Annotated in this window: 24 protein-coding genes; 14 read left to right on the top strand and 10 right to left on the bottom strand. The window is 74.9% G+C overall.

Annotation, left to right across the window (positions count from 1 at the left end):
* Positions 1–35 precede the first annotated feature (35 nt).
* The gene (locus K353_RS12370; protein WP_111553625.1) at positions 36–1,781 is read left to right on the top strand and encodes an NAD+ synthase; all 1,746 of its coding nucleotides are present in this window, start codon (positions 36–38) and stop codon (positions 1,779–1,781) included.
* Between the two features lie 210 nt (positions 1,782–1,991).
* Entirely contained in the window at positions 1,992–2,783 is a 792-nt protein-coding gene (locus tag K353_RS12365; protein ID WP_111553624.1) for a putative protein N(5)-glutamine methyltransferase, read from the top strand.
* Between the two features lie 175 nt (positions 2,784–2,958).
* Here K353_RS12365 and K353_RS12360 read toward each other — a convergent pair whose 3' ends face one another.
* From K353_RS12360 to K353_RS12350, 3 genes are all read right to left on the bottom strand, one after another.
* Positions 2,959–3,963 carry an endonuclease/exonuclease/phosphatase family protein gene (locus K353_RS12360; RefSeq protein WP_111553623.1) on the bottom strand — a complete coding sequence of 335 codons (1,005 nt, stop codon included), beginning with the start codon at positions 3,961–3,963 and terminating at the stop codon, positions 2,959–2,961.
* A gap of 198 nt (positions 3,964–4,161) precedes the next feature.
* Entirely contained in the window at positions 4,162–4,824 is a 663-nt protein-coding gene (locus K353_RS12355; protein WP_111553622.1) for a TetR/AcrR family transcriptional regulator, read from the bottom strand.
* Between the two features lie 23 nt (positions 4,825–4,847).
* A complete protein-coding gene (locus tag K353_RS12350; protein ID WP_111553621.1) occupies positions 4,848–6,464 on the bottom strand; it encodes an MFS transporter in 1,617 nt (538 codons plus the stop codon).
* Between the two features lie 213 nt (positions 6,465–6,677).
* Between K353_RS12350 and panB the strand changes: the two genes are divergently transcribed.
* From panB to K353_RS12335, 3 genes are all read left to right on the top strand, one after another.
* Positions 6,678–7,553, top strand: a complete 876-nt coding sequence (panB, locus tag K353_RS12345; protein ID WP_111553620.1) for a 3-methyl-2-oxobutanoate hydroxymethyltransferase — start codon at positions 6,678–6,680, stop codon at positions 7,551–7,553.
* A 108-nt stretch (positions 7,554–7,661) separates the two neighbouring features.
* Positions 7,662–8,642, top strand: a complete 981-nt coding sequence (locus tag K353_RS12340) for an ATP-binding cassette domain-containing protein (protein WP_111553619.1) — start codon at positions 7,662–7,664, stop codon at positions 8,640–8,642.
* Positions 8,639–9,466, top strand: a complete 828-nt coding sequence (locus K353_RS12335) for an ABC transporter permease (protein WP_111553618.1) — start codon at positions 8,639–8,641, stop codon at positions 9,464–9,466. Before K353_RS12340 ends, K353_RS12335 begins: the two co-directional genes overlap by 4 nt.
* 7 nt (positions 9,467–9,473) lie before the next feature.
* Here K353_RS12335 and K353_RS12330 read toward each other — a convergent pair whose 3' ends face one another.
* A complete protein-coding gene (locus K353_RS12330) occupies positions 9,474–12,809 on the bottom strand; it encodes a BTAD domain-containing putative transcriptional regulator (protein ID WP_111553617.1) in 3,336 nt (1,111 codons plus the stop codon).
* Positions 12,810–13,063: 254 nt separating this feature from the next.
* Here K353_RS12330 and K353_RS12325 point away from each other — a divergent pair, with 254 nt between their 5' ends.
* On the top strand, positions 13,064–13,876 hold the full coding sequence (locus K353_RS12325) for a site-2 protease family protein (protein ID WP_100835966.1): 813 nt from the start codon (positions 13,064–13,066) through the stop codon (positions 13,874–13,876).
* 56 nt (positions 13,877–13,932) lie between these two features.
* Here the strand turns inward: K353_RS12325 and K353_RS12320 are convergent, their stop codons facing one another.
* A complete protein-coding gene (locus K353_RS12320) occupies positions 13,933–14,130 on the bottom strand; it encodes a hypothetical protein (protein ID WP_111553616.1) in 198 nt (65 codons plus the stop codon).
* A gap of 127 nt (positions 14,131–14,257) precedes the next feature.
* On the bottom strand, positions 14,258–15,034 hold the full coding sequence (gene npdG / locus K353_RS12315; protein WP_233533526.1) for an NADPH-dependent F420 reductase: 777 nt from the start codon (positions 15,032–15,034) through the stop codon (positions 14,258–14,260).
* A 47-nt stretch (positions 15,035–15,081) separates the two neighbouring features.
* Here npdG and K353_RS12310 point away from each other — a divergent pair, with 47 nt between their 5' ends.
* Positions 15,082–15,660 carry a hypothetical protein gene (locus K353_RS12310; RefSeq protein WP_111553673.1) on the top strand — a complete coding sequence of 193 codons (579 nt, stop codon included), beginning with the start codon at positions 15,082–15,084 and terminating at the stop codon, positions 15,658–15,660.
* Positions 15,661–15,802: 142 nt separating this feature from the next.
* On the top strand, positions 15,803–17,098 hold the full coding sequence (locus K353_RS12305; RefSeq protein ID WP_111553615.1) for an MFS transporter: 1,296 nt from the start codon (positions 15,803–15,805) through the stop codon (positions 17,096–17,098).
* A 7-nt stretch (positions 17,099–17,105) separates the two neighbouring features.
* Here the strand turns inward: K353_RS12305 and K353_RS12300 are convergent, their stop codons facing one another.
* Entirely contained in the window at positions 17,106–17,321 is a 216-nt protein-coding gene (locus K353_RS12300) for a hypothetical protein (protein ID WP_111553614.1), read from the bottom strand.
* Between the two features lie 128 nt (positions 17,322–17,449).
* On the opposite strand from K353_RS12300, the gene map reads away from it, so the two are divergent.
* Positions 17,450–18,295, top strand: coding sequence for a type I methionyl aminopeptidase (gene map / locus K353_RS12295; protein ID WP_111553613.1), 846 nt, complete (start codon positions 17,450–17,452; stop codon positions 18,293–18,295).
* A 117-nt stretch (positions 18,296–18,412) separates the two neighbouring features.
* On the opposite strand, the gene K353_RS12290 is transcribed toward map, so the two are convergent.
* Positions 18,413–19,105, bottom strand: a complete 693-nt coding sequence (locus K353_RS12290) for a bifunctional DNA primase/polymerase (RefSeq protein ID WP_111553612.1) — start codon at positions 19,103–19,105, stop codon at positions 18,413–18,415.
* Positions 19,106–19,521: 416 nt separating this feature from the next.
* Here K353_RS12290 and K353_RS12285 point away from each other — a divergent pair, with 416 nt between their 5' ends.
* Positions 19,522–19,737, top strand: coding sequence for a hypothetical protein (locus K353_RS12285; protein WP_111553611.1), 216 nt, complete (start codon positions 19,522–19,524; stop codon positions 19,735–19,737).
* A 22-nt stretch (positions 19,738–19,759) separates the two neighbouring features.
* On the opposite strand, the gene K353_RS12280 is transcribed toward K353_RS12285, so the two are convergent.
* Positions 19,760–20,440 carry a PadR family transcriptional regulator gene (locus tag K353_RS12280; protein ID WP_111553672.1) on the bottom strand — a complete coding sequence of 227 codons (681 nt, stop codon included), beginning with the start codon at positions 20,438–20,440 and terminating at the stop codon, positions 19,760–19,762.
* Positions 20,441–20,918: 478 nt separating this feature from the next.
* Between K353_RS12280 and K353_RS12275 the strand changes: the two genes are divergently transcribed.
* From K353_RS12275 to K353_RS12255, 4 genes are all read left to right on the top strand, one after another.
* Positions 20,919–21,230, top strand: coding sequence for a hypothetical protein (locus K353_RS12275; RefSeq protein WP_111553610.1), 312 nt, complete (start codon positions 20,919–20,921; stop codon positions 21,228–21,230).
* A 202-nt stretch (positions 21,231–21,432) separates the two neighbouring features.
* Positions 21,433–21,831 (top strand): ACT domain-containing protein, encoded by a 399-nt coding sequence (locus tag K353_RS12270; protein WP_111553609.1) that lies wholly within the window; start codon positions 21,433–21,435, stop codon positions 21,829–21,831.
* 103 nt (positions 21,832–21,934) lie between these two features.
* Positions 21,935–22,978: a serine hydrolase gene (locus K353_RS12265; RefSeq protein ID WP_111553608.1), complete on the top strand. Its 1,044-nt coding sequence runs from the start codon at positions 21,935–21,937 to the stop codon at positions 22,976–22,978.
* Between the two features lie 356 nt (positions 22,979–23,334).
* Positions 23,335–23,685: a hypothetical protein gene (locus tag K353_RS12255; RefSeq protein WP_111553607.1), complete on the top strand. Its 351-nt coding sequence runs from the start codon at positions 23,335–23,337 to the stop codon at positions 23,683–23,685.
* A 122-nt stretch (positions 23,686–23,807) separates the two neighbouring features.
* Here K353_RS12255 and K353_RS12250 read toward each other — a convergent pair whose 3' ends face one another.
* Complete coding sequence (locus tag K353_RS12250; protein ID WP_111553606.1) at positions 23,808–24,365, bottom strand: heme-binding protein; 558 nt, start codon at positions 24,363–24,365, stop codon at positions 23,808–23,810.
* Positions 24,366–24,504 lie beyond the last annotated feature (139 nt).

The raw sequence follows: 24,504 nt of genomic DNA, 5'->3' as shown, positions 1-24,504 counted from the left end.
GACATAACGTCAGTTAGACGATTACACTCGGGGGCATGCCGAATCTGCGTCTCGCCCTGTGCCAGATCGACCCCTGGGTCGGTGACCTCGCCCGCAACAGCGAGGAGGTGCTGCGCTGGTCGAAGCGGGCCGCCGAGTCCGGCGCCGACCTGATCGCCTTCCCGGAGATGGTGCTGACCGGGTACCCGGTGGAGGACCTGGCCTTCCGCGGCTCCTTCGTCGAGGGCTCCCGCGCCGCCCTGGTGGACCTGGCGGAGAAGCTCCGGGCCGAGGGCCTGGGCGACACCCCGGTGGTGGTCGGCTACCTGGGCCGCGGCGAGCCGGGCACCCGGTACGCGGGCAAGCCGCAGAACTGCGCGGCGGTGCTGCGCGGCGGCGCGGTGGTGACCAGGTTCGCCAAGCACTTCCTGCCGAACTACGGCGTGTTCGACGAGTACCGGTACTTCGTGCCGGGCGACCAGCTGACGGTGCTGCGGCTGCACGGCGTGGACGTCGCGCTGGCGATCTGCGAGGACATCTGGCAGGAGGGCGGCCGGGTCGCGGCCACCGGCCAGGCCGGCGCGGGCCTGCTGCTGTCGATCAACGGCTCGCCGTACGAGCGCGACAAGGACGACGTCCGGCTGGAGCTGGTCCGGCGCCGGGCCGCCGAGGCGGGCTGCCCGCTGGTGTACCTGAACATGGTCGGCGCGCAGGACGAGCTGGTCTTCGACGGCGAGTCGATGGTCGTCACCGAGGGCGGCGAGCTGCTGGCCCGCGGCCCGCAGTTCGAGGAGGCGCTGCTGGTCGTCGACCTCGACCTGCCGGCCGCGGCCGAGGGCGGCCTGCCGGACGGCACGGTGCTGGCCGACGGCCTCCGGCTGACCCGGGTCGACCTGGGCGGCGCGCCGAAGGAGCGGCCCGCCGAGCCGGCCGAGCCGCGGGTGGCCGAGCGGCTGGACGACGAGGCCGAGGTGTACGCGGCCCTGGTCGAGGGCACCCGGGCGTACGTCCGCAAGAACGGCGCGCGCTCGGTGCTGATCGGCCTGTCCGGCGGCATCGACTCGGCGCTGGTGGCGGCGATCGCGGTGGACGCGATCGGCGCGGAGAACGTGTACGGCGTCTCGATGCCCTCGCGCTACTCCTCGCAGCACTCCCGGGACGACGCCGCCGAACTGGCCCGCCGCACCGGCCTGCACTTCCGCACGGTCTCGATCGCGCCGATGTTCGACGCGTACCTGGGCGCCACCGAGCTGACCGGGCTGGCCGAGGAGAACCTGCAGTCCCGGCTGCGCGGCACGCTGCTGATGGCGATCTCCAACCAGGAGGGGCAGCTCGTGCTGGCCCCGGGCAACAAGAGCGAGCTGGCGGTCGGCTACTCGACGCTGTACGGCGACTCGGTGGGCGCGTACGGGCCGATCAAGGACGTCTACAAGACGCTGGTCTTCCGGCTGGCGCGCTGGCGCAACGCGGCGGCCGAGGCGCGCGGCGAGGTGCCGCCGGTCCCGGAGAACACCATCTCCAAGCCGCCGTCCGCCGAACTGCGCCCCGACCAGGTGGACACCGACTCGCTGCCCGACTACGACCTGCTGGACGCCGTCCTGACCAGGTACGTGGAGGGCGACGAGGGCCGGGACGCGATCGTCGCGGCCGGCTTCCCGGCCGAGGTGGTGGACCGGGTGGTGCGGCTGGTCGACACCGCCGAGTACAAGCGCCGGCAGTACCCGCCGGGCCCGAAGGTCTCGCCGAAGAACTTCGGCCGCGACCGCCGGCTGCCCATCACCAACCGCTGGCGGCAGGGCTGAGCGGGGCGCCGGGCCAGGCGGTACGGGGGCGGGCTGACAGCGGGGGCGCGAGGGGTTAGGGTGAGCGCCGCAGTGCGCGCCCGGTCACGCCCGGCGCGCCCGGACCGAGGAGGTGGGAGAGATCACCGTGCAGGTCGTCGAGGTGCTCCCCCGCCGCCGGGTCGCGGCCTGACCGGACGGGGAGCCCGCCAGGCTCTTCGAGAGGTCCCCGTGTCACTCCCCCACCCCCTCGCCACCCACACCCTCGTCACCGACCGGCTGCGCGCGGCCGGGTGCGTCTTCGCCGAGGACGAGGCCCGGCTGCTGCTGGCCGCCGCCCCCGACCCCGGACAGCTCGACCGGATGCTCGAACTCCGGTGCGCCGGACACCCGTTGGAGCAGGTGGTGGGCTTCGCCGAGTTCGCCGGCCTGCGCGTGGCGCTCGCCCCCGGGGTGTTCGTGCCGCGCCGGCGCAGCGAGTTCCTGGTCGAGCGGGCCGCCGCGCTGGGCCGCCCCGGCGCGGTGCTGCTCGACCTGTGCTGCGGCTCGGGCGCGATCGGCGCGGCACTGGCCGCCCGGCTCGGCCCCGGCGTCGAACTGCACGCCGCGGACGTCGACCCGGCCGCGGTGGCCTGCGCCCGCCGCAACCTGGCCCCGTACGGCGGCCTGGTCCACCTGGGCGACCTGGACGAGCCGCTGCCGCCCGCCCTGCGCGGCCGGGTCGACCTGCTGCTGGCCAACGCCCCCTACGTGCCGACCGGCGAGATCCCGCTGCTGCCGCCCGAGGCCCGCGACCACGAGCCCGCGGTGGCCCTGGACGGCGGCGCCGACGGCCTGGCCGTCCAGCGCCGGGTCGCCGCGGCCGCGCCCCGCTGGCTGGCCCCCGGCGGCCGCCTGCTGATCGAGACCAGCGCCCGCCAGGCCCCGGCCACCGCCGCACTGCTGACCGGGCACGGCCTGGCGGCCCGGATCGAGCAGGACGGCGAGCGGGACGCCACCGTGGTGGTCGGCGCCAGGAACTGATGCCGGTAGGCGCTAGGGCCCGTCTTCACACCCCTGTCGCAGCCCCGCGGCGTCTGGTGCGTGCTCTCGGCGTGCCGGGTGGAAGGTCGCGTACTGGATGTCCTCGGCCTTTCGCCCGGTGCGGCGAGAGGGCGTGCCAGGCGTCGCGGGGCAGACGGGGGTGTGAAGACAGGCCCTAGTACCGGTAGTCGGCGGCCACCGCGAGGTGGTCGCTGGCGTCGGCCGGGAGGGTGCGCGAGTCGGTGGGGACCAGGCCGCCCTTGCTGAGGATCTGGTCGATCCGGGCCAGCGGGAAGGCGGCCGGCCAGGAGAAGCCGAAGCCGTCGCCGGCCGCGCCCTGGGCGGAGCGCATCTGCGAGGTGACCGGGGCCAGGCTGCGGTCGTTCATGGTGCCGTTCAGGTCGCCGAGCAGCAGCACCTTGCCCAGCTGCTCGTGCGCGATCGCGTCCCCGAGGGCCTGGGCGCTGACGTCGCGCCGGCCGGCCGTGAAGCCGCTGTCGAACTTGACCCGCACCGAGGGCAGGTGGGCGACGTACACCGCGAGCGGGCCCTCGGGGGTGCTGACCCGGGCGCGGAAGGCCCTGGTCCAGCCCATTTTGATGTCGACCACGGCGACGCCGTCGATCGGGTAGCTGGACCACAGCCCGACGGTGCCCTCCACCACGTGGTACGGGAAGGCCCCGGCCAGCCCGGCGGCGTAGACCGGGGCGGCGGAGGCGGACAGCTCCTCCAGCGCGACGATCTCGGCGCCGGAGCCGGTGAGCATCCGGATGGTGCCCTGCGGGTCGTCGTTGGCGGCGGCCACGTTGTGGGTGAGCACGGTGAAGTCGCCCGGCCCGCTGCTCTTGTCGACCAGCAGCGCGCCGAACAGGTTCAGCCACACCGCGCCGGGCAGCAGCGCGGCCACCAGCGCCACCCCGGCCCGCCGCCACAGCGCGAGCGCCAGCAGCACCGGGACGACCAGCCCCAGCCAGGGCAGGAAGGTCTCCAGCAGGCTGCCCGTGTTGCCGACCGCGTTGGGCACCCGGGCGTGGCCCACCAGCAGCCCGGTGACCAGCAGGCCGAGCACGGTGAGCGGCCATCCCCGGCGCCAGGCGAACCAGCGGCGCAGCCCCTCCCGCCGGGCCCCGCCCCGTCCGTCCCGCACCGCCGCCACCGCCGGGCCGTCCGCCCGCACCATCGTCCGCTCCTCGCCGCCGCACCCGGCCGGCTCTCCCGCCGACCCCGTCCCTGACCTGCTCCGATCCGATTCTCGGCTCAGCCTATGACGGGATGGACGCGGCGGAGCGCCCCGGGAGTTCCACCGGGTGCCGAACGGCACGGGAGGAGGGGCGGGAGGCGGGGCGGGAGGAGGGAGGAGGTACGGGGGAAGGGCGGGTCAGCGCGCGGGGGACGGGGCGGGCCGGGCGCCGATGCCCTGGAGGGCGGCGTCGACCATCTGCCGGGGCAGGTCCGGGTCCTCCAGCGGGGAGTCGTCCCACAGGACGGTGCGCAGCAGGATCGGGCCGATCAGCAGCTCGCAGAGCAGCTCGACGTCCAGGTCGGAGCGGAGTTCGCCCGCCTCGACGCCGCGCCGGACGATCTGCCGGACCAGCTCGCGCCGCGGCCGGACCACCCGTTCCTGGTAGGTGTGCTTGAGCTCCGGCCAGGTGTTCATCTGGCCGAGCGCGGACTTGACGATCCAGCGGGAGCGCTTGAGCAGGCCGCGCCGGCGCATGTAGTCGACGGCGTTGATCAGGTCGTCCCGGTAGGTCGGGCCGAGCAGCGGGGGCAGCGGCTCCTCCAGCCGGGCCACCACGTCCACCAGCAGGGCCTCCTTGTTGGGCCAGCGCCGGTAGATGGTGGCCTTGCCGACGCCCGCCTCGGCGGCGATCCGCTCGATGGACAGCTCGGCCAGGCCGGTGCCGTCCTCCATCAGCTTCTCGACGGCGCCGTAGATCGCCTGCTCGGCCGCCTCGCTGCGCGGGCGGCCCCGCCGGGGAGCGTCCTGCTCCCCGGCGGGGCCGTGGCACGGCTGGAGCGGAGTGTCGGCGCTCGTCATGGCCCTATTCTCCACCCTCGCGGTCACACCTTGGCGGTGCTCGCGCCGGAGCCGGTCCGGTCCTGCGGGCCGGCCGCCGGGGCGCCCGGGCCGCCGGGGCCGGCGACCTTGCCGGGCAGCAGGAGCAGGGCCAGCACCGCGCCCAGCACGGTGACGCCGGCCGAGACGCCGGAGACCACGTGCATGGCGTGGATGAAGGCGTCCTTCGCCGGGTCGACCAGGGCGGGCAGGTGGAGCCGCTCGGCCACCCCGAGGGTGGACTCGATCGACTCGCCGGCCCGGTCGCGGACCGGGGCCGGGACGGCGGCCAGGTGGTCGTCCATGCCGTTGCGGTAGACCGTGGAGAGCAGCGCGCCGAGCACCGCGATGCCGAGCGAGCCGCCGACCTGGCGGAAGGTGTTGTTCAGCGCGGAGCCGGCGCCGGCCTTCTCGCGCGGCAGCGCGCCCATGATGGCGACCGTCACCGGCGGCATCACGTGCGCCATGCCGGCGCCCATCACGAAGCCGAGCACGATCAGCAGCCAGATCGGGCTGGTCGCGGTCAGGAAGGCGTAGCCGAGGAAGCCGAGGGTGACCAGCAGCATGCCGCCGGCGCAGGTCAGCCGGACGCCGAACCGGTCGACCACCAGGCGGGCCCGGGGCGCGAAGACCAGCTGGGCGACGGCCAGCGGCAGCATCAGCTCGCCGGCCTCCAGGGCGCTGTAGCCGCGCACGCTCTGGGTGTAGAAGACGCCGAAGAACGAGACGCCCATCAGCGCGAAGAACACGATGCCGACCACGCCGATCGAGGCCGAGAACACCTTGTTGCGGAACCAGGTGACGTCCAGCGCCGGGTGCCGGCTGTGCTTCTCGAACAGCACGAAGGCGACCAGGGCCAGCAGGCCGATCAGGGTCGGGACCCAGGCCTTCGGGTCGGTGAAGTCGGCGAGCTCGCCGCCCTTGATGATGCCGTAGATCAGCGCCACCAGGCCGATGATGGAGAGCAGCACGCCGATCGGGTCGAGCTTGCCGGGGTTGGGGTCCTTGGAGTCCGGGACCAGCCAGCCCATCAGGCCGAGCGCCACGATCACGATCGGGACGTTCACCAGGAAGACCGAGCCCCACCAGAAGTGCTCGATCAGCAGGCCGCCGGTGATCGGGCCGATGGCGATGGCCAGGCCGACCGCGCCGGCCCAGATGCCGATCGCCTTGGGCTGCTCGTGCCGCTCGAAGACGTTCATGATGATGGCCAGCGTGGCGGGCATCACGAAGGCGCCGCCGAGGCCCATCACGGCGCGGTAGCCGATCAGTTCGCCCGGGCTGGCGGCCAGCGCGGAGAGCAGCGAGCCGAGGCCGAAGACCAGCATGCCGGCCAGCAGCGTCCACTTCCGGCCGAACCGGTCGCCGAGCAGGCCGGCGGTGAACAGCAGGCCCGCGAAGACCAGCGTGTAGGAGTTGATCGCCCATTCCAGGTCGCTCTGGCTCGCGCCGAGGCCCACCGGGGCGGGGGTGGCGATGGTCTTCATCGCCACGTTGAGGATCGAGTTGTCGAGGACGACGACGAGCAGGGCGAGCACCAGGGTGCCCAGGATCCACCAGCGTCGGCGGTGTATTGCTTCGGGCACCCGGGGTGCCTGGACAGCGGCGGTCGGCGAGGTCATACGAACAGCCTAGACGCCTTTTCAATACGGAACCGTCTCGTATTGAGGTTCCGGGGGCCAAGGAAAGGCAAAGACTTCCCCAAGGGCCCCCGGTCCCCCGCGCACGCCGAGGACCCCCGACCCTTTGCGCACGGCCCGCGGCGTGCAAGCATGGAGCCAGATCCGGGGACGCCGTACGGCGCCACGAGACGACACACACCAGGAGTCTGTTCGATGAACGCTTCTCCGCTCCAGCCTGCCCAGACGCAGGACGCCCCCGCCGGCACCGCCCTCTACGGCGGCGTCACCAACCGTCGGGTGACCGTCCGGGACCTCGCCAGGGCCAAGCGCGACGGCGAACGCTGGGCGATGCTGACCGCCTACGACGCCCTCACCGCCGGGGTCTTCGACGAGGCCGGCATCCCGGTCCTGCTGGTCGGCGACTCGGCGGGCAACTGCCACCTCGGCTACGAGACCACCGTGCCGGTGACCATGGACCAGATGGTGATGATGTCCGCCGCCGTGGTCCGCGGCACCCGGCGCGCCCTCATCGTCGCCGACCTGCCCTTCGGCTCCTACCAGGAGTCCCCGGCCCAGGCCCTGCACAACGCCGCCCGCCTGATGAAGGAGGCCGGCGTCCAGGCCGTCAAGCTGGAGGGCGGCGAGCGCAGCGCCCGCAGCATCGAGCTGCTCGTCGAGGCGGGCGTCCCGGTGATGGCCCACATCGGCCTCACCCCGCAGTCCGTGCACGCCTTCGGCGGCTACCCCGTCCAGGGCCGCGGCGACGAGGCGGCGCACCAGCTGCTGCGCGACGCGAAGGCCGTCCAGCAGGCCGGCGCCTTCGCCGTCGTCCTGGAGGCCGTCCCGGCGGAGCTCGCGGCGCAGGTCACCGAGCACTCCGCGATCCCCACCGTCGGCATCGGCGGCGGCCCCGGCACCGACGCGCAGGTCCTGGTCTGGACCGACTTCGCCGGCATGACGGCCGGCCGCGTCCCCAAGTTCGTCAAGCAGTACGCGAACCTCCGCGCGACGCTGGCCCAGGCCGCGACCGAGTTCGCCGCCGACGTCCGCGAGGGCGCCTTCCCGGGCCCGGAGCACAGCTTCAGCTAGCACCCCGCCCCTCCCCCGGGACCCCCAGGGACCCCCGTCAGCCCGCTGTCAGCCCGCCTGACAGCGGGCTGACAGCGTCGTGACAGCCGGGCCCGGCACGGTGGTCCCATGACACGAATCGAGCGCAACGCCGTGGAGGTCCACGGCATCGTGAAGCACTACGGGGAGACGAAGGCCCTGGACGGGGTCGACCTGACGGTGCGCGAGGGGACGGTGCTGGGGCTGCTCGGGCCGAACGGGGCCGGGAAGACCACCCTGGTCCGGGTGCTGTCGACGCTGATCAAGCCGGACGCGGGCACCGCGTTCGTCGGCGGCTACGACGTGCTGCGCCAGCCCAAGCAGCTGCGCCGCACCATCGGCCTGACCGGCCAGTACGCCTCGGTGGACGAGCTGCTGTCGGGCTACGAGAACCTGTACCTGATCGGGCGCCTGCTGGACCTGTCCGCGAAGGACGCCAAGGCCCGCGCCGCCGAGCTGCTGGAGCGCTTCTCGCTCACCGAGGCGGCCAAGCGGCCCGCCAAGGGCTACTCGGGCGGCATGCGCCGCCGGCTGGACCTCGCGGCCTCGATGATCGGCCGCCCCCGGGTGCTCTACCTGGACGAGCCCACCACCGGCCTCGACCCGCGCACCCGCAACGAGGTCTGGGACGAGGTGCAGCGGATGGTCGGCGAGGGGTCGACGGTGCTGCTGACCACCCAGTACATGGAGGAGGCCGAGCAGCTCGCGCACGCCCTGACCGTGATCGACAAGGGCCGGGTGATCGCCAACGGCGGCGTCGAGGAGCTCAAGACGCAGGTGGGCGGGCAGAGCCTGCAGGTGCGGCCGACCGACCCGGCGCAGCTGCCGGAGATGGCCCGGGTGCTCCGTGAGGCCGGCGTCCCGGCCACCTTCTCGGCCGAGTCGGAGCTGCTGTCGGTGCACCTGACCGACGCCGGGCAGCTGACCACCGTGATCGGGGTGCTGGGCACCCGCGGCTACGGGGTGGCGGGCATCGACACCAAGCTGCCCAGCCTGGACGAGGTGTTCCTGTCCATCACCGGCAAGTCCGCCGTCCCCGCCCAGACCCGTGACAAGGAGCCCGTCGCATGAGCACCGCCACCCTGAACCCCGCCCCCGCGCCGGCCGCCGTCACCGAGGACGACACCCGGATCGGCCTGCGGGCCAACCTGCGCCACCTGGGCGCGCTGACCCGCCGGAACCTGATGCGGATCAAGGCCGACCCGGAGTCGATGCTGGACGCGCTGCTGGTCCCGGTCATCATGATCCTGCTGTTCGTCTACGTGTTCGGCGGCGCGATGGCCGGCGGACAGCACCAGTACATGCAGTACATGGTGCCCGGCCTGCTCGGCACCACCGGCCTCAACCTGGCGATGGCGCTGGGCACCGGCCTGAACACCGACTTCCAGACCGGCGTGATGGACCGCTTCCGCACCCTGCCGATCGGGCGCTCCGCGGTGCTGCTGTCGAAGATGATCGCGGAGACGCTGCGGGCGGTGGTCGCCTTCGCGGTGCTGATCGGCTTCGCGATGGCCCTCGGGATGGACATCGACGGCGGCCCGTTGAAGCTGCTGGCCGCGGTCGGCCTGTCGCTGGTGTTCGGCTCCTCGCTGATGTGGGTGTCGATGCTGCTGGGCATGTCGCTGCGCAGCGCCCAGGCCGTGCAGGGCATGTCGATGATCGTGATGATGCCGCTGCAGTTCGGCAGCTCGATCTTCGCCGACCCGACCACCATGCCGGGCTGGCTGCAGGCGTTCACCAAGCACAACCCGCTGTCCGCGCTGGCCGACGCCTGCCGCGCCCTGATCAACGACCAGCCGGTGGGCAACTCGGTGGTGACGGTGCTGCTCTGGGCGGCGGCGATCACCGTGGTGACCGCGCCGCTGGCGGTGGCCCGCTTCCGCAAGCGCACCTGACGGTGGGTCAGCGGGACCCGGCGCCGAACGGGCCGGGGTCGTTCAACAGGGCGGACGCCTCGCGCAGCGTGAGGCGTCCGCCCCGCGCGTACGCGGCCAGGTAGTCGTCCTCGCCCAGCAGTTCGCGGGCCGCGGCGACGCACCGGGCGTGCTCGCTGCGCTCCATGAACGAGCCGGGCATGCCGCTGATGCCGTCGTGGGCGCCGAGCAGTTCGGCGGCGCGGCGGGCGGCGGCGGGATCGTCGAACGCGCGGGCGTACTCGACCAGGGCGCCGGCCACCGGGGTCATCAGCATCATCGCCATGTGCTCGACGAAGACGGTGGCGCCGGCCTCGACCTCGGTCATCGCGCGGCGCCCGGCCCGCATCAGCTCCAGCCCGGCCACCGGGTCGCCGGCCCGGGCCACCACCCAGCCGCGGATGCAGCCGACGATGCCGGTGAACACCGAGGGCACCGGGCCGCGCGCGCCGGGGTCGACCGGCAGCTCGTCGAGCACCGCGAGCGCCCCGGCGTAGTCGCCGCGCCGCGCGGACAGGTTGCACAGCACCAGCCGCCCGTACATCCGGGCGCCCTCGGCGTCGGTCCGGTCCTCGGACGCGGCGGCGACCGCCTCGCGGACCATCCGCTCGCCGGCCTCCGGGTCGCGCTCGGCCAGCACCTCGCCGAGCCGGGCCCGCAGCATCGGGACCTCCTGGTGCGCGCCGAGCTGGACGGAGAGCTCGATGGCCTGCCGGAAGGCCGCCTCGGCCTGGACGGCGTCGCCGTACTTGGTGGCGTTCTCGGCCTTGCCGGAGAGCGCGTCGGACATGCCCCAGCGGTCGCCCAGCGCGGTGTAGAGGGCGAGCGCCTCCTCGCTGTCGGCGATCGCCTGGTCCAGCGCGCCGGCCAGGTCGTTGAGCAGCCGGGCCCGCAGTTGCAGGGCGAAGGCCAGGTCGAGCGGGCCGCCGTGCACCCGGGCGCCGGCCACCGCGTCGTCCATCACCTCGCGGGTGCGCTCCATCTCGCCGGTCAGGAAGACGGTGAACACCCGGGCGAGCACCGGCTGCCGGTAGGACTGCGGCAGGTCGGGGGTGTAGGTGGCCAGGATGCGTTCGGCGGTGTCCAGCGCGCCCGAGCTGTCGAGCAGGCCCAGGTCGCCGGAGAACAGGCTGATCAGCCGGTGCAGGCCGAGCTGGCGGCGGGCCTCGTCGAGCAGTTCGGGCGGCATCGGCGGCGGCGCGTCCAGCGGCCCGGCGGTGAGCGGGACGGCCGGCGGGGCGTCGTCCGCGTACGGGTCGGGGCCGAGCGCGGCGACCGCGTCGTACCAGGCGCGGGACTCGGCGCGGTAGTCGCGCAGCATCCAGTAGCCGGCCATCGACAGGACCAGGACGAGGCCCTCCTGCTCCCGGCCGGTGTCGACGGCGCGGCGCAGCGCGGCCCGGACGTTCTCCTGCTCGCGGTCGAGGCGGGCGAGTTCGTCGAGCTGACCGGGGCCGTGCAGGTTCAGGTAGGCGGTGCGGCTGAGTTCGCGGTAGTGGGCGGTGTGGCGGTGGCCGGTGTCGGGTTCGGCGGCCTCGGCGAGGCGTTCGGCGGCGTACTCGTGGATGGTCTCCAGCATCCAGTAGCGGGGCTGCTCGCCCAGCCCGGCCACCAGCAGGGACTTGTCGACCAGCGAGAGCAGTAGGTCGGCGACCTCCTCGCGGCGCACCAGCTCGCCGTCGGCGACGACCTGCTCGGCGGCCTCCAGGGTGCAGCCGCCGGCGAACACCGACAGCCGGCGCAGCGCGGCGCGCTCGCGGTCGCCGAGCAGGTCCCAGGACCAGTCGACGACGGCGCGCAGGGTCTGCTGGCGGGGCAGCAGGGTCCGGGAGCCCGCCGTGAGCAGGGCGAACCGGGAGTCGAGGCGGTCGGCGAGCTGGCGCGGGGTCATGCCGCGCAGCCGGGCGGCGGCCAGTTCGATGGCCAGCGGCAGGCCGTCCAGGCGGCGGCAGATCTCGGCGCAGGCGGCCGGGTCCTGGTCGGTGCGGAAGCCGGGGCGGGCGGCGGCGCCGCGCTCGGCGAGCAGGCGCAGCGCGGTCGGGTCGGGCAGCGGCTCGACCGGCAGCACGGACTCGCCGGGGACGCCGAGCGGTTCGCGGCTGGTGGCGAGCACGGTGACGCCGGGGCAGTCGGCGAGCAGCCGGTCGGCGAGGTCGGCGGCGGCCTGGATGACGTGCTCGCAGTTGTCGAGCAGCAGCAGGACGCGGCGGCGGCCGAGGTGGTCGACCAGCCGGGAGACCGGGTCCTTGCGGCCGCCCTCGATGGCCTCGGCGACGGTGCCGCCGGTGTGCAGCACGGTCTCGCGCAGGCCGAGCGCGGAGGCGACGGCGTCGGGGACGGCGGCCGGGTCCTCCAGCGGGGCGAGTTCGACCTGCCAGACGCCGCCGGGCCAGCGGGCGGCGTCCTGCTCGCGGCGGCCGGCCTCGACCGACAGCCTGGTCTTGCCGGAGCCGCCGGGGCCGGTCAGGGTGGTGAGCCGGCCGGCCGTCAGGGCGTCGGCCACGGTGGTGAGTTCGCCGTCCCGGCCGACGAAGCTGGTCCGGCCGGGGCGGAGGTTGCCGGCCGCCGGGGCGGTCGGCGGCGCGGCGGCGGGGGCCGGCGCGGGGGGCGCCTCGGCGCGCAGCAACTCCTGGTGCAGGGCGCGCAGTTCGGGGCCGGGGTCGGTGCCGAGCCGGTCGGCCAGGGTGCGCCGGACCTCCTCGTAGCGGTCGAGCGCCTCGGCGGTGCGGCCGGCGGCCCGCAGGGCGCGCAGCTGGAGGGCCTGGAGCTGCTCGTCGAAGGGGTGGTCGCGGCAGAGTTCGGCGAGTTCGGCGGTGACCTCGGCGGTGCGGCCGAGGGCGAGCGCGGCGGTCAGCCGGTGCCGGCGGGCCTCCGCGCGCTGGTCCTCCAGGCGGGCGGCGGGGGCGGTCCGGTCGGGCAGGTCGGCCAGGGCCGGGCCGCGCCAGAGCGCGAGCGCGGCGGTGAGCTGCTCGGCGGCGGCGGCCGGGTCGCCGTCCCGGAGGGCGCGGGTGCCGTCGGCGGCCCGGCGCTGGAACTCGGCGACGTCGGTGCGCGGGTCGGTCAGCCAGTACCCGGCGGGCCCGGAGCCGATCTCGGCCCGGCCCACCGTGCGGCGCAGCCGGCCGACCAGGGTCTGCAGCGCGGCGGCGGCGTCCTGCGGCGGCTCGTCGGCCCACACCTCGTCGGCGAGCAGCTCGGCGGGCACGGGGCGGCCCTGGCGCAGGGCGAGCGCGGCCAGCAGGGCGCGCAGCCGGGCGCCGCCGAGCGCGACCGGGGTGCCGTCGTCGTGGTGGGCGGTGGTGGTGCCGAGGATGCCGTAGTGCACCCGCCCATTCTGGGGGACGCGCCGGGGCCGGACGCACACCCGTACGGAACGCCCGGCCGGGGGGACGGTCCGGGCGGCAGTCCGGGGGCCCGGGCGGCAGTCCGGCTCCTCGGCCGGGCGTTCCGTACGGGGCGGAACGTCCGTCCGCTTCCGTGCGTTCACCCGGGGCCGCTTGTCCGCCGCTTGTCTGCCGCGCCCGGTCGGCGGCATGATCGGACGCCTGTCCCGCCCCCCATCCCCGGAGCCCTCTCGTCATGACCTACGCCAGCACCGGCCAGCGCAGCGCGGAGAGCCGGGTCAGCCCGATCTTCCTGGCGCTGGCCGGCACCTTCCTCGCCTCCGGCATCGCGCTGGCCTCGGGCTGGGGCAACGACCGGATGGGCGTGTTCCTGTTCGTGGTGGCGGGCTGGATGGTCTCGCTCTGCCTGCACGAGTACGCGCACGCCCGCACCGCGCTGGCCGGCGGCGACCTCACGGTCGGCACCAAGGGCTACCTGACCCTGAACCCGCTGAAGTACGGGCACGTGGTGCTGAGCTTCGTGCTGCCGGTGGTCTTCGTGATCATGGGCGGGATCGGCCTGCCCGGCGGCGCGGTGTACATCGAGCGGGACCGGATCTCCGGCCGGCTCAAGCACAGCCTGATCTCGGCGGCCGGGCCGCTGGTGAACGTGGCGTTCGGCGTGGTGACGCTGGTGCTGATCAGCCAGGGCTGGTTCGACAACCCGGACCTGCCGTCGAGCGCCGACGGCATCGAGTACCCGCTCTCGCCGCTGCCGGCCGCGCTGGGCTTCCTCGCCTACCTCCAGGTCACCGCCGCGATCCTGAACCTGCTGCCGGTGCCCGGCCTGGACGGCTACGGCATCGTCGAGCCCTGGCTGTCGTACCGGACCCGCCGGGCGATCGCGCCGTACGCGCCGTACGGCATGCTGCTGCTGTTCGCGCTGGTGTGGCAGAGCCAGGTCGGGCAGTGGCTCCAGGAGGGGACGCTGCACGTCTTCGACCTGTTCGGCGTCGACCCGGTCTACCCGGCGCTCGGCGACCACCTGTTCCGGTTCTGGCAGAACTAGGCCCCGTCCGGCGGGGCCGGCGGCCCGGCGGCGGCTCAGCGCCGGCCGGTGGCGGCTCAGCGCCGGTCGGCGGCGGTGGTCGCGGCGCGGCGCTCGGCGCGGTCCTTGCGGACGTGGTACCAGGCGATGTTGCTGGCCACGCCCGCCATCAGGATCCACACCACGCCCAGCCAGTTGCCCTTGACGAAGGAGACCACCGCGGCGGTCACCGCCAGGACGAGGACGATCGAGGCGTACAGGGCGTTGCGGGGCATGGCGGGGCTCCTCGGAGTGGCGGTGTGCCCGGCCATTCTCGCCGACCGAACGGGTCCGCCGGGCCGCGGGGTGGGGCCCGGCGGGGCGCGCGCCGGGGCGCGGGCGGGGCCGCGGCGCGCGCCGGGCTCACACGTCGGTGATCCGCAGGCCCGCGTGGGCCTTGTAGCGGCGGTTGACCGAGATCAGGTTGGCGACCAGCGACTCCACCTGGTGGGCGTTGCGCAGCCGCCCGGCGAAGACGCCGCGCATGCCGGGAATGCGGGAGGCCAGCGCCTGCACGGTGTCGGTGGCGGACCGGTCCTCGCCGAGCACCATCACGTCGGTGTCGATCCGCTCCACGCTCTCGTCCTGGAGCAGCACCGCCGACAGGTGGTGGAAGGCGGCGGTGACGGTGGAGTCGGGCAGCAGCGCGGCGGCCTGCTGGGCGGCCGAGCCCTCGGGGACCTGGAGCGGGTAGGCGCCCTGCTTGTCGAAGCCCAGCGGGTTGACGCAGTCCACCACGATCTTCCCGGCGAGTTCGGCGCGCAGCGAGGTGAGCGTCTCGGCGTGGCCCTCCCACGGCACCGCGACGATCACCACGTCACTGGCGGCGGCGCAGGCCGCGTTGTCGGCGCCGCGGATGCCCAGGCCCAGTTCGGCGGCGCAGGCCGCGGCGCGCTCGGCGCTGCGGGAGCCGACCACCACCCGCTGTCCGGCCCTGGCCAGCCGCAGGGCGAGGCCGCGGCCCTGGTCGCCGGTGCCGCCGATGACCCCCACCACGAGGCGGGAGACGTCGGGCAGGTCCCGGCCGGGTCCGGCCGTCGCGTCCGGGGCCTTCGCGTTCGGGGCCTTCGTGTCCGTGGCTGTCTCGTCAGCCGCCGTCGCGTGCGCTGCCGTCGCGTTCACTGAATCGGGTTGCGTCATGGCCAAGATCCTGCCAAACCGGGCGTCGGGGCAGCATGCTGTCGCGCATGGACGCGGTGAGAGTTTCCGCACTCCGGCAGTCGCTGGCCGGCACCGGCTGGCCCGAGCGGGCGGGCGCCTTCGCCTCCGCGCTGCGCACCTCGGTGACCAGGCGCAGCGCGACCGGCCTGCTGCTGGTCGGCACCCCCCGCTACGAGCCGTGGCACCTGGCGGCGCACCTGAGCGACGAGGCCGCCTACGGGGGCCTGCCGGAGCTGGCCCCGACGCTGCTGCGGCACGCCGTCCCGCCCGGCGCGCCGGAGCACCTGGCCTGCGGGCTGCCCCGGCTCGCGGAGGCGCGCGCCGGCGCGACGGTGCTGCTGGTGGCGCCCGGCCCGGCCGACGCGCCGCTGCTGGAGCGGCTGGACGACGCCCGCCGGGCCGGGGCGGTGCTGCTGGCCCTGGACGACGGCGACCCGGAGCTGACCGACCTGGCGCACGAGCGGCTCACCGTGCCGGAGGCCGCGCCGGAGCCGTTCGAGCTGGTCCAGCACCTGGTCAGCTCGGCCGCCGCGACCGCTCCGTCGCGCTCCCGGCTGTCCCGGCTGGCGGAGCGGCTGGCCGCCTCGCCGGTGCTGCGCTGGTAGCCGGGGCCGTCCGGGCCCGACCGGAGCCGCCCGGTCGTGCCACCCCGGCCGTGCCGCCGCCACCGCCACCGCCGCCCCTCGCCGTCGCAGCTCCGGAAAACCGGTTGCCCCGGCCCGTCCCGGTCGCGCACCATCTGGCCATGTGACACGTACCGCCCCGTTCTTCCGCAGGCTCCTCCCGGATCTCACGCCCTGGCGCGCCTCCCGGGACTTCCGGCTGCTCTGGGCGTCAGGGTGCGTGACCGGCTTCGGCAGCTTCCTGTCGTTCGTGGCGCTGCCGATCCAGCTCAAGCAGCTGACCGACTCGACCTTCGCGGTGGGCCTGGTCGGCGCGTTCGAGCTGGTGCCGCTGGTGGTGTTCGGCCTGTGGGGCGGCGCCCTGGCGGACGCGCTGGACCGGCGGCGCCTGGTGCTGCTCAGCGAGGCCGGGCTGGCCCTGCTGTCGGCGCTGCTGCTGGCCAACGCGCTGCTGCCGCACCCGCTGCTGTGGCCGATCTACCTGGTCGCGGCGCTGACGGCGGCGCTGGCCGGTCTGCAGCGCCCGGCGCTGGACTCGATGGTCCCCCGGGTGGTGGCGCACGACCAGCTGCCCGCCGCGTTCGCCCTCAACTCGCTGTACCGCAACGTCGCCTCGGTGGCCGGTCCGCCGCTGGCGGGCGTGGTGGTCGCGGTGGCCGGCGCCCGCAGCGCCTACGCGCTGGACGTGCTGACCTTCCTGCTCTCGCTGGCGCTGATCGTCCGGATGCGGCCGGTGCCGCCCGCCGAGAGCGCCGAGGCCCCCTCGCTGCGCACCATCGGCCAGGGCCTGGGGTACGCCTGGAGCCGCAAGGACCTGCTGGGCACGTACGCGATCGACCTGGTGGCGATGGTGTTCGCCTACCCGGTGGCGCTGTACCCGTTCCTGGCCGCGGAGCTGGACGCGGAGTGGGCGCTCGGTCTGCTGTACGGGGCGACGGCGGCCGGGGCGCTGGTGGTGGCGGCCACCGGCGGCTGGACGGCCCGGGTGCACCGGCACGGCCGGATGCTGCTGTTCGCGGCGCTCGGCTGGGGCGGGGCGGTGGCGCTGGCCGGGCTGGTCGGGAACATCTGGCTGGTGCTGCTGTTCCTGGCGCTGGCCGGCGGGGCCGACCAGATCAGCGGGGTGGCCCGGTCGACGATCTGGAACCAGTCCATCCCCGACGGGCTGCGCGGGCGGCTCGCCGGGGTGGAGGTGCTCTCCTACTCGGTGGGCCCGCAGCTGGGCCAGGTGCGGGCCGGCGGGATGGCGGCGCTGGCCGGGGTGCGCGGCTCGATCTGGGCCGGTGGCGCGCTGTGCGTGCTGGGCGTGCTGGCGCTGACCGCGGCGATCCCGAAGCTGCTGGCCTGGGACTCGCGCACCGACCCGCACGCGCTGGCGGTGCGGGACCAGCACGAGCGCCAGGCCGCCGGCGTCTCCTGACGGGTCGTCAGCCCTTGGGGCCGTCGTCGTTCCAGCGCGGGTCGTCCCGCCACTCCTGGTTCCGCTCGGCGGCGGTCTCCAGGGCGTGCGCGGCCTCCTCCCGGCTCGCGTACGGGCCGAGCCGGTCCTTGGCCGGGCAGTCCGGGCCCTCCTCGACCTTGCCGTGCTTGATGCAGTAGAACCACTCCCCCGGTTGCCCGGTGGGCTTGCGGCCGAACGTCATCGTCTGGTCTCCCGTCCTGGTGGGCGCCGCGGCGGGCGGGCCGCGGCGGTCGGTGGTGATCCTTTCCCGCCGCGGCGGCCCTACACGTGGCCGGGGGCGGGCGGGCGGCGGCCGATACACTCGCCGTCATGGCTCTGGTACCCGGCACGCTGTCCCCCACCCGCAAGGTCCCCGCGCACATCGCGCGTCCGGAGTACGTCGGCAAGCCCGCGCCGACGCCGTACACCGGCCCCGAGGTGCAGGACGCGGAGACGATCGAGAAGATGCGGATCGCCGGCCGGATCGCGGCGCGGGCGATGGCCGAGGCGGCGGAGCTGATCGCCCCCGGCGTCACCACCGACGAGCTGGACGCCGTCGCGCACGCCTACATGTGCGACCACGGCGCGTACCCGTCGGACCTCGGCTACCGGGGCTTCCCGAAGTCGATCTGCACCTCGGTCAACGAGGTGATCTGCCACGGCATCCCGGACTCGACGGTGCTGCGGGACGGCGACATCGTGAACATCGACGCCACCGCGTTCATCCACGGCGTGCACGGCGACCTGAACGCCACCTACCTGTGCGGCGAGGTGGACGAGGAGTCCCGGCTGCTGGTCGAGCGCACCGAGGAGTCGCTGAACCGGGCGATCAAGGCGGTCAAGCCGGGCCGGCAGGTCAACGTGATCGGCCGGGTGATCGAGTCGTACGCCAAGCGCTTCGGCTACGGGGTGGTGCGCGACTTCACCGGCCACGGCATCAACACCTCGTTCCACTCCGGCCTGATCATCCCGCACTACGACAGCGACCGGGCCACCCAGGTGATCAAGCCCGGGATGACCTTCACCATCGAGCCGATGCTCACCCTGGGCAGCTACGACTACGACATCTGGCCGGACGGCTGGACGGTGGTCACCAAGGACCGCAAGCGCACCGCCCAGTTCGAGCACACCCTGCTGGTCACCGCGGACGGCGCGGAGATCCTCACCCTGCCCTGACGCCCGTCCCGCCGACCGCCCTGACCGCGCGTCACAGCGGCCCGCCACCCCGTGCGGTACGGGGTGGCGGGCCGCTGCCGTGCGCCGTCGTTCCTGCGGTTCGGCCGGGCGGCCGGTTCAGCCGATCAGCCACTGCTCCTGGGCGACCGCGCCGACCTCGGTGCACGCGTCGGTCAGCACGTCCAGCACCCGCAGCGGGTCCGGCAGGGGCTGCTCGGGGCCGCGCAGCCAGCGCACCTCGGAGCCGTCCGGCAGCGCGGCCGGCGGGACGAGGGTGTACGAGCCGCGGCAGTGCCAGCGCAGGCCGGGGTGCTCGGAGACGGTGTCGGGGGTGGCGTCCAGCGCGCTGGTCCACCACTCGTCCTCGTCCTGCGGAGTGCCGCGGGTCGCGGTGAAGAACAGGTAGCGGTCGGCGCCGACCGCGGCGACCGGGCCGCCCACGCCGAGCGCCTCCAGCCGCCGCAGGGCGAGCACGCCGGCCTCGGCCGGCACGTCCAGCACGTCGTGCGCGCGGCCGGTGGCGGTGACGAAGTTCGCCTCCGGGTCCCGGTCGAGCCAGCGCGCCACCTGCTCGGCGTCGGTGGTGGCCTGGGACTGCCAGGCGAAGGAGAGCGGGTGCTGGGCCGGGGCCGGACAGCCGACCCGGTCGCACGAGCACCGGTGCCCGGCCGGGTGCGCCGCGGGCGCCACCGGGAAACCCGCCCCGGCCGCCCCCAGCAGCAGATCCAGCCTCGCGGCCGCGTCCCCTCCGGCACCGGGGCGGTCCCGCTCCCGCCGCCACCAGGACGTCCACCTGCTGCTGGTTTCCATCTGGCCCCTTCCGCACGCACCTGTCCGAGCCGCCGTGCCAGGTACGGCACGGCCACCGACGCAACAACCGACGCCAACGCACGGAGCCGCTCGCTGCTTCCCGGAGGGGGCACCGCGCGCGGGGGCGTCCTGCCGCCGACCGGGCCGGGGTCTCCGGGCGGCCGACGTCCGGGGTCGGGTACGGGGCGCGAGAGTCGCGCCCGGCGGACGGACGCACCTCGGCGCGCCGCGCCCGACCCGTACGGGCCCGCGGACCCGGGTGATCCCCGGGGGCGTACGTAGCAGGATAAGGCTCCCGGAACCCTCCGGATGACCGGGAGCGGTGCCGCCCCCGTCACACCCGCTCCACACCACCGGCCCGGAACGGACATACCCGGGCGGTCCGCCTCCCCGGCGGCGCGCCTACCCTTGGTCGGGTGAAGAGCGCCGACACCGAGTTCACCGGGGGCCCGCTGGACGGCCGGGTCCTGCCGGTCCTGCTGGGCATGACGCACAGCGTCCCCAAGGTCTACCGGGTGCCCGTCCCCGCGCACGGGGACACCCCGGCGACCACCCTGGTCTACCGCCGCGCCAAGGAGTACGGCCCCAAGGGGCGCTACCGCTGGCGCTACGAGTACGACCCGGAGGGCTGACCGGGCCCCGGCCCCCGTCGCCTCAGTCCTCCTCGGCCAGGATCAGGTAGAGCTTCTTCTTCGCCTCGGCCAGCACCGCGAGGCCCTTGGCCCGCTGCTCCTCGGTGCCGGTCGCCATGACCTGCCGCACCGCCTGGTCCACCGCCGCGAGCGCGGTGCCGACCTCCTGCACGGCCTCCCAGTCGCCCTGCCGGCCGGCCTCGTCCCACGGGGACTCACCGGCCCGCTCGGCCTCGGCCAAGCCTTGCTCGGTCAGTTCGAACAGCTTCTTGCCGGACTCCTCGTTGGCCTTGATCAGCCCCTCCTCCTCCAGCATCTGGAGCGTCGGGTACACCGAGCCCGGGCTGGGCCGCCAGACCCCGCCGGTGCGCTCACCGATCTCGGTGATCATCTCGTAGCCGTGCATCGGCCGCTCCCGCAGCAGCGCGAGCAGCGAGGCCCGCACGTCACCGCGCCTGGCCCGCCCGCCGCGCCGGCCACCTCCGTGCCCGCGCGGCCCGTGCCCGCCGAACCCCCGCCCGCGCGGCCCGAACCCGGGCCCGAACGGCGGCATCGGCCGCCCCGGCGCCCCGAACGGCCCGAACGCGGCCCGTCCCTCGAACTCGTCGGCCCCCTCACCGGGCACCCCCGCACGCCCCGGCCGCCCCGGGCCCTCGGCCCAACGACGCCGGCCTTCTCCACCAAAACGCTTGTCGTAACGCATGACGAACACCTGTCTTTCCACAGTCCGGACGCTCCGACTACCGAAGCATCTCGATACCTCGACGATATATCGCTAACTATCGGATGGCAACCCGTTTCGACACCTCTGCCTCCGACCTGGGGCCGTGGAGGCGGACGGCGTGCCCTCAGAGGTGGGCCGATGCCGGGACGCGGCCGAGGTGACACGGCCGCTCGGCCCCGGCGAGGTGGCGGACGGCGAGCTGGTCCGTTGACCCGCCCGGTCGGCAGATCGAGGCCCGGGGAACCTTCCGAGGTGAGCGACGGCCGCGTCCGTTCCGCCCGCCGTCGTGGGACGATCACGCGCATGACGCCCGCACCGCAGTCACCCGCTGCCGTCCACATACGCCTGCTGGCCGGTCACGCGCCCTCCGGGCGCCCGGTGTTCGAGGTGCTGCCCGCGCGGGCGCTGGAGTCGGGCTCGTTCGAACTGGCCGGCAGCCCGGGCCTGGTGCTCGGGTGTGCGGCCGGCGACGTGCTCCGGGTCGGCGAGGAGGGGGGAGTTCGAGGTCGTCGAGCGGGGCGGGAACCTGTGCGTTCAGGCCCATCGGCAGGGCCGTTTCACCCCCGGGTCCTTCGCGGAGCTCAGGACGGCGGTCGACGCCCTCGGCGGTCTGGCCGAGGCGCCGGCGGACCTGCGCTTCGTCGTCGCCACCGTCAGCCGCTCGGTCGGCCTGCCCGTGATCGAGCAGCTCATGGACAGCTGGGCCGCGGGTGGCCATGGCATCGAGTGGTGGATCGGAAACGGCGACCGGGAGGACCCTGCTCCCTGAACCCGGCACCGGAGGGCGGGTGCCGGATGGCCGGGAGCGGGCTCTCCCGGCTCCCGCCCGCACGCTCCGGGTCCGCCGCTCGACGGGTTCCCCCCCGGCAGCCTCGGGCAGTCGACGGTCGAGGGGGTCCCGGGCCGACCCGCCGTCCGACACGGGCCCGTGCCACTCCCGCCGACCCGTTCGGACCCACTACCGTGACGCCATGGCAGCCGAACACGACCTCGACGCCCTGCTCTCCGGCCTGCGCCCCGTCCGCAACCCGGGCCGCTACGTGTACTGCACCCTCCCCGGGCGGGTGCCCGCCGGGCTGCGGCCGGTGGTGACGGTGGCCGAACCCGAGGGGGTGACCTTCGTGGTCGCCGAGGAGGAGGCCGACGCGCTCGGCCTGCCGTACACGTACGTCGCCGCCTGGCTGACCCTGCGGGTGCACTCCGCGCTGGAGGCCGTCGGGCTGACCGCCGCCGTCGCCACCGCGCTCGCCGACCACGGGATCAGCTGCAACGTGGTGGCCGGCTTCCACCACGACCACCTGTTCGTGCCCGTCCACGAGGCCGACCGGGCCCTGGAGGCGCTCAACTCGCTCTCGGCGCCCCGCTCCTGACCCCTCGGACCGGCCCCGCCCCGGCCCCGGCACCCTGGCTCCGAGGGCCGGGGCGGGTGACAATCCGGGGGAAGGCCCCGCCGGTCCGGACGAGAGGGACGCCGTGTCAGCCGATCCGCAGCAGCCTGCCGCCGACTGGACCGCCGCCACTGCCACCGCGCTGGGCGCCCTGCTCGGGGCGGCGGTGGACGGCGGGCAGTTCCCGGGCGGGGTGCTGGTGGCCGGTCAGGCCGGGGCGGGCCGGACGGTGGTCAGCCGGGGGGTGGTCGCTCCCGAGTGCGGCGACGCCAGCCCCGACGAGCACACCCGCTACGACCTGGCCTCGCTGACCAAGGTGCTCGCCACCTGGCCGCTGGTCGGCACCGCCGTCCGCGCCGGGCTGCTCGACCTGGACGCCCCGCTGCGCGCCGCCCTGCCCCAGCTGCCTTCCCCAGGGGGTGAGTTGACGGCTCGCCAACTGCTGAACCACACCTCGGGGCTGCTCCCGCAGACCGGCCTGGCCCGCTACCAGCACACCGGACGACCGCTGATCGAGCACCTGTGCGCCGAACCGCTGGTCTCGGTGCCCGGCGCGCACCACCGGTACATCGACCGGGGCTTCATCCTGCTCGGACTGCTGCTGCCCGAACTGCTGGGCCGACCACTGGCGGTGCTCGCCGACGCGCTGTGGCGCGGACTCGGCCTGGACGCCACCGCCTACGGCCCGCTGCCGCGCGACACCCGGCTCGCGCCGACCGAGCAGCGGCTGCGCGGCGCGCCCCGGACCTGGGGCATCCCGCACGACCCGAGCGCGGCCCTGCTCGGCGGGGTGGCCGGGCACGCCGGGGTGTTCTCGTCCGCCGCCGACCTGGCCGCCTTCGCCGAACACCTGCTCGCCCCGTCCGGCCCGCTGCCCGAGTGGTTCACGCAGAGCCGCCGCCCGCTGGTCCCCGTCGAACCGGACCTGGCCCGGGGCCTGGCCTGGATCGTCACCGCGAAGGGCTCGGTCGCCTACCACCACGGCTTCACCGGCACCAGCCTCTACCTGGCCCCGCGCACCCGCCGCTTCGTGGTGCTCTGCACCAACGCCGTCTACCACGGCTGGGACCGCACCCGGCTGGCCGAGCTGCGCGCCCGCGCGCTGCGCTCCCTGCTGCCCGGCGACTGACCGCGCGGCACCCGGCACCCGGCGACCGGCGACCGGCGACCGGCGACCGGCGACCGGCGACCGGCGACCGGCGACCGGCGACCGGCGACCGGCGACCGGCGACCGGCGACCGGCGACCGGGTGAGGAACGAGCGGGGGGGGCGGGCCGGAGCCGGGCGGGGGCGGGTTCACCCGGACGGAGTCGCCCGAATGCCCGGGGGCGGCCGGGGGCGGAGGGTCGGGGCAAGACCTGCTTCGGCCTAGGAGGTTCCATGAGCTCGTCTGTCGGTCCGACCGCGACACCGCCCGCCGGTTCCCGCACCGGTGGTACCGCCGGTGGTCCCCCGGGCCACCGGAACAGGGGCTGGGTCTCCGGGATGGTGCTGTTCGCGGGTGTGGTGATGCTGGTCAACGGCATCCTGGAGGTGTTCCGCGGGATCATGGCGATCGCCGAGGACGACGTCTTCGTCAGCACGCCGCGGTACGTCTTCCGGTTCGATCTGACCTCCTGGGGCTGGATCCACCTGGTGATCGGCGCGCTGGTCGCGCTGGCCGGCTTCTTCGTCATCCAGGGCGCGGCCTGGGCCAGGATCATCGGTATCTTCCTGGCCGCGCTGAGCCTGATCGGCAGCTTCCTGGCGCTGCCGTACTACCCGCTGTGGTCGCTGGTGATCATCGCGCTGGACGTGTTCGTGATCTGGGCGCTGTGCGCCTACCGGGAGGACTGAGCCGCCGCCCGGGCTGCCGCACGGGTACGCCGTGGGGACCCCGCGGGCCCGCTCCTCCGGGGGCGGGCCCGCGGGGTTGTGCGCCGGGCGCGGGGGTGGCCGGCGGCGCCGCGCGGGGTGGGTCACCTGTTGAGCACGGCCGCACCCGCCTGGGCGAACTGCTCGTCCTGGTCGGCGCTCGGGGCGCCGGCCACGCCGACGGCCGCGATCGGGGCGCCCTTGACCTGGACCGGGGTGCCGCCGCCCAGGAACAGGGTGCCGGGGATGTCCTTCAGGTTCGGGGCCTGGGCCAGGCGCTTGACCAGCTCGGAGGTCGGCGCGTTCCAGGACACCGCGGTGTACGCCTTGCGCTCGGCCGACTCGAAGGACTGCGGGCCCGAGCCGTCGCCGCGCAGCTCGACGATCACGCTGCCGTTGCGGTCGACGACGGCGACGGAGACCTTCTGACCGGCCTTGGCGGCGGCGTCCAGGCTGGCCTGGGCGGCCTTGGTGGCGGCCTCGACCGTCAGGTGGGTGGACTGGAAGGTGTTCTTGCTCTGCACGTCGGCGTGGACGGCGCCGGCCGGGGCCGCCTGCGGGGTCTCGGCGCTGGCGGAGACGGCGCCGACGACGCCGGCACCGACCGCGACGACCGTGACGGCACCGGTGACGACGCGGGTGCGGGTGCTCAGCTTCTTCATTTTCGGCTCCTGTATCGGGTGCATCGGGCGTATCGGGGATCGGGAGGGGGTTCGTTCGGTGCCGGATCGCGGTGCGCCCCGGCCTCGTCCTCCATGTTTCGCCCCGGCACCCCCTCCCCGGATCGGCGAACCGGCTCGC

The sequence above is a fragment of the Kitasatospora sp. SolWspMP-SS2h genome, from assembly GCF_003259315.1.
Lineage (GTDB): Bacteria > Actinomycetota > Actinomycetes > Streptomycetales > Streptomycetaceae > Kitasatospora > Kitasatospora fiedleri.
The sequence above is the reverse complement of the archived record's forward strand: the minus strand, read 5'-3'. Positions and strand labels throughout refer to the sequence as shown.